The organism is Streptomyces xingningensis, assembly GCF_054957865.1.
This window is the reverse complement of sequence record NZ_JBDJPF010000104.1, coordinates 1-12,032: the sequence shown is the minus strand read 5'-3', so window position 1 is coordinate 12,032 and position 12,032 is coordinate 1. Positions and strand designations below refer to the sequence as shown.

Genomic DNA, 12,032 nt, shown 5'->3' with positions numbered 1-12,032 from the left:
AAGGAACGGACGCTTCCTTCAGACCCTTTTCACAAGGCCCTCCGGGCGCTTCCCTTCGGTGTTTCACACTTTATCAGGCGTTTTCCGCTCCGTTTGCCACTCGTAATTTCGCATGCCTGTAGGCACGGGAGATGCACAGCAGCAGACCCGGGAAGGATCACATCCGATAGAGGCCGCCCGCTCCTTGCCGGCAGTTTGACTGCGGGCCTCGGTCGCGGGCAGGGATCCGACAGTACATGTCCCGTGCGGGCCAGGCAAATCGATTACGCACAGCATCGGTCCTCCGGTGGGACCACTCGTGCGGAATCCTCAGTTCCTATGACTTAGGCTCTGATCAGTGCGCCGTCCAGGACAGGTAGTGACGGTGCGTGATGAATCTCCGCCCCTGGGAGGCTTCCCATGACCATCGTGACGTCCCCGATCGCCGGACGCGCCATCGGACTCGCGGCAGTGCCCGACCCGGTGTTCTCCGGCGCGATGGTGGGTCCCGGTACCGCCGTCGACCCGGATCGTGAGCCGTCCGACGCCGTTGCACCGGTTGACGGTGTCATCGTCTCGCTGCACCCACATGCGTTTGTCGTCGTCGACGGCGAAGGGCACGGGGTGCTGACGCACCTCGGCATCGACACCGTTCAGCTCAATGGCGAGGGCTTTGAGCTGCTCGTCAACAAGGGTGACACCGTCAAGCAGGGCCAAGCCGTCGTGCGTTGGAACCCGGCCGCCGTCGAGGAGGCGGGCAAGTCGCCGATCTCCCCGGTCATCGCACTCGAGGCCACCGCAGATGTGCTCGGCGCCGTGGTCGAGGACGGCGATGTCAAGGTCGGCGACCAGCTGTTCAGCTGGCAGTGAGCCGACGCCGTCCGGCGCGGGCGGTCCGACGTACGACATCCCATTGCGGCGGCCCCACCCGCCGCACCAACGGAGACGGTTGATTTCATGGAGACAACGCTGCGAGGCGTCGGCGTGAGCCACGGTGTGGCGATCGGCGAAGTGCGGCACATGGGCACGGCGGTGCTGGAGCCGCCGGCCAAGCAGATTCCGACGGACGAGGCGCCGCGCGAACAGGGGCGCGCTCGCCAGGCCGTGGAGGCTGTCGCCGCCGACCTCATCGCGCGCGGCAACCTGGCCGGTGGTGAGGCCCAGCATGTGCTCGAGGCCCAGGCCATGATGGCTCAGGACCCGGAGCTGATGGCGGACGTCGAACGGCGCATCGCCGTGGGCAGCACGGCCGAGCGCGCGGTGTACGACGCCTTCGCCGCCTACCGTGCACTGCTCGCCGGTGCCGGCGAGTACCTGGCCGGCCGGGTGGCCGACCTCGACGACGTGCGCAACCGCATCGTCGCGCGGCTGCTGGGTGTGCCGATGCCGGGCGTGCCGGACAGCGACGAGCCCTATGTGCTGATCGCCCGGGACCTCGCCCCGGCCGACACCGCGCTGCTCGATCCGGCGCTGGTGCTCGGCTTTGTGACCGAGGAGGGCGGCCCGACCAGCCACAGCGCGATCCTGGCGCGCGCGCTCGGGGTACCGGCCGTCGTGGCGCTGCCGGGTGCCGGTGAGCTCGCCGAGGGCACTGTCGTGGCCGTCGACGGCAGCACGGGCGACCTCTTCGTCAACCCGACCGCCGAGAAGCGTGCCGAACTGGCCAAGGCAGCCGAGGAGCGCAAGGCCGCGCTGTCCGCGTCCTCCGGCCCCGGCGCCACCTCCGACGGTCACAAGGTGCCGCTGCTGGCCAACGTCGGCGGCCCCGCCGATGTGCCGGCGGCGGTCGAGGCGGGCGCGGAGGGTGTAGGTCTGTTCCGCACCGAGTTCCTCTTCCTGGACGACAGCACGCAAGCGCCGTCCGAGGCCCGGCAGACCGAGGCCTATCGCAAGGTCCTGGAGGCGTTCCCCGAGGGCCGGGTCGTGGTGCGCGTCCTGGACGCGGGCGCGGACAAGCCGCTGGACTTCCTGACGCCGGCCGATGAGCCCAACCCGGCCCTCGGCGTGCGGGGGCTGCGGACACTGCTGGATCACCCGGAGGTGCTGCGGACGCAGCTCACCGCGCTGGCCAAGGCCGCCGAGGGGCTGCCGGTCTACCTCGAGGTCATGGCCCCGATGGTGGCGGACCGGACCGACGCCAGGGCATTCGCCGAGGCTTGCCGGGCCGCCGGGCTGCAGGCCAAGTACGGCGCGATGGTGGAGATTCCGTCGGCCGCGCTGCGGGCCCGCTCGATCCTGCAGGAGGTTGAATTCCTGTCGCTGGGAACCAACGACCTGGCTCAGTACACCTTCGCGGCGGACCGTCAGGTCGGTGCCGTGTCGCGGCTGCAGGACCCCTGGCAGCCGGCGCTGCTCGACCTGATCGCCGCCTCCGCCGAAGCGGCGAAGGCTGAGGGCAAGAGCTGTGGCGTGTGCGGTGAGGCCGCCTCGGATCCGCTGCTCGCGTGTGTGCTGGCCGGTCTGGGTGTGACCAGCCTGTCCATGGGCGCCGCCTCGATTCCCTATGTGCGTGCCACGCTGGCCAAGCACACCCTCGCCCAGTGCGAGCGTGCGGCCGCCGCGGCCCGCGCCACGGACACGGCCCAAGAGGCCCGGCTGGCCGCCCAGGCAGTGCTGTCCGGCGAATGAGCCGGTGATACGGGCCCGGCCCGGGTGATGTGCAGGGGTGCCCCGCCGAGCGGCGGGGCACCCCTGATCCATATCAACTTCCCTCCGGATGCTCGGGGTCGAGCGCGATGCCGGCGCGGTATTCGACATCGGGCTCCGGCGGCACGGGTTCGCCGGTGGCCACGTCGGTGCAGTAGGCGGAGAAGACCTCGGCCTCGCTCAGCGGCCGCGGCCAGCCGCCCCGCAGGCTCCAGCCCCTGACCGTGTCCGTGCCGCCGGGCACGCGGGTGCGTGCGACGACTCCCCCCGGCCGGTCGGTGGCGATGGCGGCGGCCAGCACCGTGCAGAAGACCGTGGCCTCCTTCTCTCTGACCAGCACCCGGCCGTCCGCCGGGCACTCCACATGGAGCAGGGCGACCAGCGGGGTGGCCCCCTAGGCGGGGACGCTGCACACCAGGTGGTGGGTGCCCGTCCCGAGAGCCTCGACGAGGCACCGGGCGGCCTGTGCGGCCCGGGCCAAGGACGAGGCGCCGATGTCCTCGCCACAGGAGTCGCAGTCGCCACGGGTCAGCAGCTCGGTGGCGTACTCCCAGGTGGCCTGCTGCTCGGTCTCGTCGATGAGGCGCGACAGCAGCCGGCTGAGGGGCTGGCCCTCATACACCACGGTGGTGCTGCCCCTGGCGACCTCGGCGGTGTAGCGGGTGCGGCTGGCCGAGGTGTCGGGATCGAGGCGCAGGTCCGCGCAGTACTCCTCGAAATCCACCGGATCGAAGAGGGCGACACTGGTGTAAGTGCCCCGGGCGGCGAGCGCCCGCAGCAGGCCGTCCATGTGCCGTAGGTATGAGACGTGATCCTCGAAGGTGAAGCTCTGATATCGCCGCATCGCGGCGAAGTCTTCCTCGTCGGCCAGCACGGCGACGGTGCTGGGCACCTCCCTGCGCAGCCGTTGCCGTGGGCTCCGCCGCTTGCGGTGGTTGTCGGTGTGCGCCATGACGTCACTCCCCCTCAATGCGTGTGATCAATGCTCACTCACCGTAACCGTGGGCACTGACAATGCGGCTTGAGGCGGCGCTGACCTGGGAGATCGCCGAGATCAGAGGGCGTCGAGATCAGCGGACGTCGGGGTCAGCAGGCGTCGGGGTCAGCGGTGGCTGCGGTTGCGGCCGAGCTCCTCGTAGAAGTGCAGGAGGCCGGGGTTGTCCACGGATCCGAGGTTGACGGCCTTGGCCGGAGGAGTGCCCTGGAGGAGTCGCTTGACGGGGACCTCGATGCGCTTTCCGGTGAGGGTGTGCGGGATGGCCGGGACCTCGATGACCTCGTCGGGGACATGACGCGGGGAGAGCCGTTGGCGGATGGTGCGTTTGATCCGGCCGAGCAGTTCTTCGTCGAGCGTGGCGCCCGGTGCCAGCTGTACGAAGAGTGGCATCCAGTAGCCGCCATCTGTCTCTTCGACGCCGATGACCAGGGATTCGCGGATCTCCGGGAGCCGTTCGACGGCCTCGTAGATGTCGGCGGAGCCCATCCGGACACCCTGCCGGTTGAGGGTGGAGTCGGAGCGGCCGTGGATGACGACACTGCCCCGTGAGGTGAGGGTGATCCAGTCACCGTGGCGCCAGACGCCGGGGAACGTCTCGAAGTAGCTCTCGCGGTACCGGCTGCCATCGGGGTCGTTCCAGAAGCGGACCGGCATGGAGGGCATGGGGGCGGCGACGATCAGCTCGCCGACCTCGTCGACGAGGGGTTTCCCGGCCGCGTCCCAGGCCTGCAGGTCCGTGCCCAGTCCCGGGGCCTGGAGTTCGCCGATGTGCACGGGCAGGGTCGGCACGGCGCTGGCGAAGCAGCTGCACACGTCCGTACCGCCGCTGACGGAGGCGATCCACAGGTCTTCCGCGACCTCGTCGTGGATCCAGCGGAACCCGTCCGGCGGCAGGGGCGAACCGGTGGTGGCCACGCACCCGATCCGGGAGAGGTCGAGGTCACGGCCCGGGTGGATCCCCGCCTTGCGGCAGGCCATCACATAGGCGGCGGAGGTGCCGAAGAGGGTGCTGCCGGTGCGTTCGGCGACGCGCCACTGGGCGGCGGTGTCGGGGTGGCCCGGGCTGCCGTCGTAGAGGACCACGGTGGAGCCGACCAGCAGGCCGGAGACCAGGAAGTTCCACATCATCCAGCCGGTGGAGGTGTACCAGAAGAACCGGTCCCCGGGCCCCAGATCGCAGTGCAGGGAGAGCTGTTTGAGGTGTTCGACGAGGATGCCGCCCTGTGACTGGACGATGGCCTTGGGCAGCCCGGTGGTTCCCGAGGAGTAGAGCACCCAGAGCGGATGGCCGAAGGGGACCTGTTCAAAGACCGGCTCGATATCCGCCGAGGTCAGGTCGGCCCACTCGAGCGCGCCCGCGGGCGCCTCGGTGCCCAGCAGCGGGATGTGCACCACGGCGCGCAGGGTGGGCAGTTGGTCCCGCAGCTCGGCGACCACGTCCGTGCGCGGGTGCCGTTTGCCGCCGTAGTGGTAGCCGTCGACGGTGAACAGCACGACGGGTTCGACTTGTTGGAAGCGGTCCAGCACGCTGCGGGCGCCGAAGTCGGGGGCGCATGAGGTCCATACGCCGCCGACGGCCGCGGTGGCCAGCAGGGCGACGACGGCCTGCGGGATATTGGGCAGATATCCGCTGACCCGGTCGCCGGGGCGGACGCCGAGCCGGCGGAGTCCGGCGGCCAGGGAGCCGACCTGGCGGCGCAGTTCGGCCCAGCCGATCGCGTGCGGCTGATGGGTCTCGTCCACGGCCAGCAGGGCGGGCTCGGTGGCGCGGGCGGGGTCCTCGGCGGCGCGCAGGGCGTGCTCGGCGTAGTTGAGGGTGGCTCCCGGGAACCAGTCGGCGCCGGGCATCGTCCGGTCGGCGAGCACCGACTCGTACGGGCTGGAGAAGCGCACCTCGCACCACTCGGTCAGGGCCTGCCAGAAGCGCTCCAACTCCGTGACGGACCACCGGTGCAGCGCGGCGTAGCTCGCGGCGGGATCGCCGGGGACGAGAGCGGGGGCGCCGTGCCGCTCGGCGGCCCAGGCCTGGAAGCGGGTGACCTGCGCCCGGGCGATCCGGTCCGCGCCGGGCCGCCACAGGGGCTCCGGCTGGTCGGCGGGGTGCGGTGCGGTGGTCATCTGGCTGCTCCCGGCTGTACGCGTCGTGGGCGTCGCCGTGTCCCTGCGGTGGGTGCGCGGAGGCACGGCTGACCAGGACGATGCCATGTGATCGTGTCGGGCACCAGAGGCTGCGTCCCACATCACGGCGGGCGGCCGGGCTCCGGTCGGCCCGCGTTCTCCTCGGGGGTGAACGGGTGTTGAACGGACCGCGCCCCGGGCCGGGTCGATGGCAGGGTGAGCGGCATGGATGCGCGTGACCTGGAGCGGTCGGTCAAATGGGTGACTTCGGTCAGGACGGTGGGAGCGGCCCGGGTGCTGCGCTCCGTGCGGTCGGCGTGGCGGCGCCGGCGGGCGGACGCGGTGGGGCTGCCGCGGCCGGGGGCGGAGCGGGCCCGGGTGCCGGGCATGGCGGAGGAGGCCGAGCCCTTGCCGGGCGGCGGGGTGGTGCGGTTCGCCCGGTCGTCGCTGCGGGTGCGGGTGGCGGTGGGGGGCGCGGTGTTCTGTGGCTGGGACGGGGCGGAGCCGGAGCCTTCGTACGCGCTGGACGGCCGCGTTCCGGAGGTGGACGAGCGGGCGGTGCTGGAGCCGGACACCGATGGCGGCTGGCGGGTGGTCTCGGAGCGGGTGCTGGTGGTGGTCTCCCGGCACGGGGCGGTGGAGGTGCGCACGCCGGGCGGGCTGGTGCTGCGGCGTGACCAGCCACCGCGTTGGTGGGAGCCGGTGGATCCGGGTGCCGGGCGGCGGCCGGTGCCGCGCTGGGTGCAGCGGTCCCAAGTGGCGGCGGACGCACGGTTCTTCGGACTGGGGGGCAGAGCGGCGGGGCCGCGGCTGCGGGACGGTGTGTACCGGCTGTGGAACACCGATCCGGGCGGCTCGTTCGGGCCGGGCGACGATCCGCTGTATGTGACGATGCCGGTTCAGCTGGTGGTGGCGGACGCGGGTACGCACCTGGTCTTTCACGACAATTCCTGGGACGGCCGGGTGACGCTGTGGGAGGGCGAGGAGGGCGAGGGTTCCGGTCATGACCGGCCGGGCCGCTGTGAGGTCCGGATGGACGGCGGTCCGCTGCGCTACTGGGTGATGGTGGGCACGCCCGCGCGGGTGCTGCACGGCTGGGCCGCGCTGACCGGTGGGGCGGCGTTGCCGCCGGCCTGGGCCCTGGGTCACCACCATGCGCGCTGGGGCTTCGGCAGCGAGCGGGAGGTGCGGCGGGTGGTGGCCGGTTACCGGGAGCGCGGTCTGCCGTTGTCCGCGGTGCATCTGGACATCGACCACTACCGGGGGCACCGCGTCTTCACGGTGGACCGGGAGCGTTTTCCCGATCTGCCCGGGCTGGCGGCCGAGTTGGGGCGGGCGGGGATCCGTCTGGTGTCCATCGTGGACCCCGCGGTCAAGGCGGAGCCGGGGCAGCCGGTGTACGACGGCGGTGCGGCGCTGGACGCCTTTGTGCGGGACTGCCGTGGCCGGCCGGTGCGCGGCGAGGTCTGGGCGGGCGAGTCGGTGTATCCGGACTTCACCGATCCGCGGGTGCGTGAGTGGTGGGGCGGTCTGTATGCCGAGCGGCTGGCGCAGGGGTTCGCGGGGTTCTGGCATGACATGAACGAACCGGTGTCGTTTGCGCTGAGCGGTGACCGGTCCCTGCCGCGCTCGGCCCGGCATGCGCTGGAGGGCCGAGGCGGTGATCATCGCGAGGCGCACAATGTGTACGGGCTGGCCATGGCGCGGGCGGCGTACGAGGGGTTGTCCGCGCTGCGGCCCGGGGAGCGTCCGTTCCTCTTCTCGCGTTCGGGCTGGGCGGGCATGCAGCGCTATGGCGGGACGTGGTCCGGTGATGTGGCGACGGGCTGGCCGGGCCTGCGGGCGTCCCTTGCGCTGGTGCTCGGGCTGGGGTTGTGCGGGGTGCCGTATTCGGGGCCGGACATCGGTGGCTTCACCGGGTCGCCGTCGCCGGAGCTGTATCTGCGCTGGTTTCAACTGGGTTCGTATCTGCCGCTGTTCCGCACCCATTCGGCGATCTCGGCGGGGCGCCGGGAGCCATGGGAGTTCGGGCCCCGGGTGCTGGAGCACGTGGGGACGGCGCTTCGGGAGCGGGAACGGCTGCTGCCGTATTTCCTGACGCTGGCGCACCTGGCGCGGCGCACCGGCGCCCCGTATGTCCGGCCGGTGTGGTGGCGTTCGCCGGAGGACCGGCTGCTGCGGGATTGCGAGGACGCCTTCTTGCTGGGTGATTCGCTGCTGGTGGCGCCGGTGCTGGAGCAGGGGGCGGACCGGCGGGCGGTGCGGCTGCCGCGGGGGCGCTGGTACGACACGGCGACGGGGCGGGCCCATGAGGGGCCGGGGCAGGTGTTGTTGGACGCTCCGCTGTCGCGCATTCCGGTGCTGGCGCGGGCGGGTTCGGTGGTGCCGGTGGCGGCGGTGGGCGGTGGGGTGGAGCTGGAGGTGTGGGCGCCGGCTCCGGGGCGTACGGGCGGTGGGGTGCTGATCGGTGCGGAGGGCGGGCGGGTGGAGGTGGTGCGGTTCACCTCGCGGTGGCGGGATGGCGTGGTGACGGTGGATCAGGAGGAGGGGGCGTATCCGGTGCGGTTGCGCGGGTAGCGGCGCTCCGGTGTCCTCGGCGGGCGCTGTGGTGCGCGGTGTGCTGGCGAGGTGGGCTCCCACCCGCTGGACCAGCAGGGTCATCTCATAGGCGACCAGCCCGATGTCGGACTCGGCGGAGGCGAGCACCGCCAGGGCGCTGCCCTGGCCCGCGGCCGTGATGAACAGGAACGCCTGGTCGAGTTCGACCACGGTCTGGCGGACCTGTCCGGCGTCGAAGCGCCGGCCGACGCCCTTGGCGAGGCTGTGGAAGCCGGAGGAGATCGCGGCCAGGTGCTCGCTGTCCTCACGGGTGAGGTCCTTGGACATGCCGATGGGCAGGCCGTCGCCGGAGAGGACGAGTGCCTGGCGGATGGTGCCGACGCGCTCCACGAGGTCGTCGAGGAGCCAGTTGAGATTGCCCTGGCCGGTCGGCTGGGCCGGTTCGGTGTCGGCCGGGGCGTTGGGTATGGCGGTCATCGACCGTCCCTTTCCGTTGTCGTTCCTGGTGCGGTGGTTCTCGGTGGAGGGGTTGGGGCGTTCTCTTCGGCGGTTTCCGGTCCGGTGCGACGCCCGCGCTGCCATCCCCGTTGGAGGGAGGTCATGCGGGCGCGTACATCATCGGCGTCGCGCGGCTCGGCCCGTGGGGCGGGCCGCCGGGTGGGGTGGGGCCTGCGGGTCCGCCGGGGCAGGGTGCCGGGTGGGGCCGGCTCCTCGGCGGGGTCGGTGACCGTGCGTCCGTGATCGGAGATCAGGACGGGGGGCCGGCGCCGCGGCGGGGTGGCGTCCGTGTCGTCGGCCTGGTGGGTCCGGCCGCCGGGGGGCGTGGGCGGGGTGTGCGGCGGCCGTCGTTGCTCGTCCGGGGTGGCGGGCCCGTCGAACGGGGTGAGCGGGGGCTCGAGTTCGACCGGCCCGCGGACCGGGAAGAGCGACGAACCGGTGGCCGTCGGGGAGTCCGGCTCGCCGGTCCCGCCCGGTGCGTCGGTGAGCAGCGCGGCGGGGATGAGGACGACGGCGGTGATGCCGCCGTACGGGGAGGGCCGGAGCGAGACCCGTACGCCTTGGCGCCGGGCGAGCCGGCTGACCACGAACAGGCCGAGGCGGTCGGTGTCGGAGAGCTTGAACTCGGGTGCTTCGGCGAGGCCGAGATTGGCCGTGAGCAGGGCGTCGGGGGTCATGCCCGGGCCGCGGTCGTGGATTTCGAGGGTGAAGCCGTTGGGGACGCGGTCGCCGACGATCTGCACCGCGGTGTGCCGTGGGGAGAAGACCGTCGCGTTCTCCAGGAGTTCGGCGAGCAGGTGGGTGAGGTCGGCCACGGCGGGGCCGAGTACGGCCGGCCCGGGGAGTCGGTGCAGTTCGATGCGCTCATACGCCTCGACCTCGGTGACCGCGGCGCGTACGACATCCATCAGCGGGACCGGCTGGTGCCACTGCCGGGAGGGGGTGGCGCCGGAGAGGATGACCAGGCCTTCGGCATGACGGCGCATGCGGGTGGTGAGGTGGTCGAGGCGGAAGAGGTCGGCGAGTTCGTCGGGGTCCTCGGTGCGGCGTTCCATGGTGTTGAGGAGGGTCAGCTGGCGGTGCAGGAGGAGTTGGTTGCGCCGGGCGAGGTTCACAAAGACATCGGAGACGCCGCGGCGCAGGTCGGCCTGTTGGACGGCGGCTTCGACGGCGGCGCGCTGGAGGGTGTTGAGTGCCCGGCCGACCTGGCCCAGTTCATTGGGCGGGTAGTCGAGGAGGGGGGCTTCGGTCGCGACATCGATCTGTTCGCCCGCGGCGAGGCGGCGCAGCACGGTGGGCAGTCGTACGTCGGAGGCCTGGTGCGCCTCCTGTCGCAGGGCGCGCAGTTCGCGGATCAGGCCGCGGCTGATGCGCCAGGAGATGACGGCCGAGCAGATCAGGGCGGCGAGGCCGAGGATGCCTGCGACGGCGGCCTTGACGATGGTCCAGGAGGCGACGGGTTGGAGGCGATCCCGGTGGTGTGCGAGGGCCTCGGAGTCCAGCCGGGTGAGGTCGTCGAGGACGGTGCCGATGCCCGCCTGCCAGTGCTTGGCGTCGACGGCGCGGGTGGTGGGCCGGCCGGTGCCGGCGAGGACCAGCGTTTCCTCGGCGGCGCGCAGCGTCCGGGCGTTGGCGCCCTTCCAGTAGTCGTCGTAGAGCTTCTGGTCAGCGACGGGGAGCACGGTGAGGTTGGTGCGGTAGAGGATCTTGCGTTCGGCGATGCGGTCGGCGATGGCCCGCCGTTCGCGGGCGTCGAGGGTGGCGGCGGCGAACGCGGAGGTGAGCAGGGCGTCTTCGCGGGAGACGGCTTCATGGGCCCGGCACAGGCCCATCAGGGCGCGTCCCTGCGCGGCCAGTTCGGCGTCCTGGACGGAGTCCAGTGCGCCGAGGAACTCGTAGTAGGGGTCGATGAGTTCGTTGTACGCCTGATATGCGCTCTCGCGGGTGGTGGTGTGGTCCTGGACTTTGTGGCGCAGGTTCGCGAGGTCATGGAAGCCCTTCTCCAATGTGCGGAATTGATGTGCCGCCGCGGAGCTCATGTCCTCGCGTGCATCGCCGTCGACGCGGGTCCGGAGGACGGCGATCGTCCGGTCGGTGGCGCGCTGCAGGGCGCGCAGCCGGGCCGATGGCCCCGAGCGGGGACCCGCGAGGTGGACGAGGGTCTCGCGGCGCTCCATCTGTAAGGCGCGGACCGCGTCCTGGGCGGGGTCGCCTACCTTGTGCACCACTTCGGCGGCATCCAGGAGCCGGGCGGCCTCCCTTCCGGTGATCACGGTGGCGAAGGCCCACAGGGCCGTGAGGGACAGCAGTGGCACCAGCAGCAACGCCACGATCTTCCGGCGGATCGTCTTTCCGCGAAAGGGCATGGCCTCCCCCACGCCCCCGGCGGCACGGGAGCGGTGTTCCGACATCAATTCCGACATCAATGCGGCGTGAGCCTACTACTGACGGAGGATGCGCCCGAAGACCTGTACGGGCGGCGCCCGCATAGCAGCGGCACCAACTATCCTGATTTTTCGTGCTTTTACTGCACTTTCCCCTTCGAGGCGGCCCCTCCCTCCCCGGAGGGCGGGGCCGCAAGGTGTCCCCGGCCCGAGTTATTTTGGGAGGTGATTCGGGAAAAGCCCCGAACGGGGCAGCCACTGGGGGAGGTGAGCCGCCATGCACGAGGTTCGCGGCAACTCGTCGCACCCGCGCAGGCCCTTGTGGATCGAAGAGCCGATACACCGGCCGCGCATGCCCGACCCGGTCCGCACGGCAGCGGTGCGCGCGGTCGTCATCGTCGCGGTGACCCTGGTCCAGGCGATGATCGCGCTGCTGCTCACCCTCGCCGCCTCGTGGTACGCCTTCCCGGTGGTGCTGTGCACGGTGGCCAGCACGGTGGCGGCGACCTGGGGGGTGCTCGATGTGTGGGTGACCCGGCAGGTGTGGCGCCAGCGTCATGGGGTGATCTCCGTGCCCAGCAGCACGGCGCGGGAGGTACGCCGGGTCCGCAGCCCACGCTATCCCTGAGCGCGGCATCCCCGAGCGCGGCCCGCGGACCTAGTGCCGCGTCCGCCGGGGGGCGCCCCGGGGGGGGCGGGCGGGCCCCCCCCCCCCCCCCCCCCCCCCCCCCCCCCCCACCCCCCCCCCCCGCCCCCCCCCCCCCCCCCCCCCCCCCCCCCCGGCCCCCCCCCCCCCCGGGCCCAGGGGGCGCAGCCCCTCCTGCCCTCCCCCCCCCAAACCGCGAAGCGGT

General features: G+C 72.0%; 7 protein-coding genes and 2 pseudogenes. 4 read left to right on the top strand and 5 right to left on the bottom strand.

Annotation, left to right across the window (positions count from 1 at the left end):
- Positions 1–399: 399 nt before the first annotated feature.
- Together ABCR83_RS31210 and ptsP are read left to right on the top strand one after the other, a co-directional pair.
- A complete protein-coding gene (locus ABCR83_RS31210; RefSeq protein ID WP_462698616.1) occupies positions 400–849 on the top strand; it encodes a PTS sugar transporter subunit IIA in 450 nt (149 codons plus the stop codon).
- Positions 850–936: 87 nt separating this feature from the next.
- Positions 937–2,607, top strand: coding sequence for a phosphoenolpyruvate--protein phosphotransferase (gene ptsP / locus ABCR83_RS31205; protein WP_462698615.1), 1,671 nt, complete (start codon positions 937–939; stop codon positions 2,605–2,607).
- 73 nt (positions 2,608–2,680) lie between these two features.
- On the opposite strand, the gene ABCR83_RS31200 is transcribed toward ptsP, so the two are convergent.
- From ABCR83_RS31200 to ABCR83_RS31190, 3 genes are all read right to left on the bottom strand, one after another.
- Entirely contained in the window at positions 2,681–2,989 is a 309-nt protein-coding gene (locus ABCR83_RS31200; protein ID WP_462698614.1) for a hypothetical protein, read from the bottom strand.
- Between the two features lie 30 nt (positions 2,990–3,019).
- Positions 3,020–3,577: a hypothetical protein gene (locus ABCR83_RS31195; RefSeq protein WP_462698613.1), complete on the bottom strand. Its 558-nt coding sequence runs from the start codon at positions 3,575–3,577 to the stop codon at positions 3,020–3,022.
- A 150-nt stretch (positions 3,578–3,727) separates the two neighbouring features.
- The gene (locus ABCR83_RS31190; protein WP_462698619.1) at positions 3,728–5,740 is read right to left on the bottom strand and encodes an acetoacetate--CoA ligase; all 2,013 of its coding nucleotides are present in this window, start codon (positions 5,738–5,740) and stop codon (positions 3,728–3,730) included.
- 225 nt (positions 5,741–5,965) lie between these two features.
- Between ABCR83_RS31190 and ABCR83_RS31185 the strand changes: the two genes are divergently transcribed.
- A complete protein-coding gene (locus ABCR83_RS31185; RefSeq protein WP_462698617.1) occupies positions 5,966–8,317 on the top strand; it encodes a glycoside hydrolase family 31 protein in 2,352 nt (783 codons plus the stop codon).
- Positions 8,318–8,449: 132 nt separating this feature from the next.
- Here the strand turns inward: ABCR83_RS31185 and ABCR83_RS31180 are convergent.
- Both ABCR83_RS31180 and ABCR83_RS31175 read right to left on the bottom strand, forming a co-directional pair.
- Positions 8,450–8,776 (bottom strand): annotated as a pseudogene (locus ABCR83_RS31180) (roadblock/LC7 domain-containing protein); the annotation flags it as partial.
- On the bottom strand, positions 8,773–11,163 hold the full coding sequence (locus tag ABCR83_RS31175) for a sensor histidine kinase (RefSeq protein WP_462698611.1): 2,391 nt from the start codon (positions 11,161–11,163) through the stop codon (positions 8,773–8,775). The gene ABCR83_RS31175 and the pseudogene ABCR83_RS31180, both read right to left, overlap by 4 nt.
- Positions 11,164–11,494: 331 nt before the next feature.
- Between ABCR83_RS31175 and ABCR83_RS31170 the strand changes: the two are divergent.
- Positions 11,495–11,791, top strand: a pseudogene (locus ABCR83_RS31170) (hypothetical protein); the annotation flags it as partial.
- Positions 11,792–12,032: the final 241 nt, after the last annotated feature.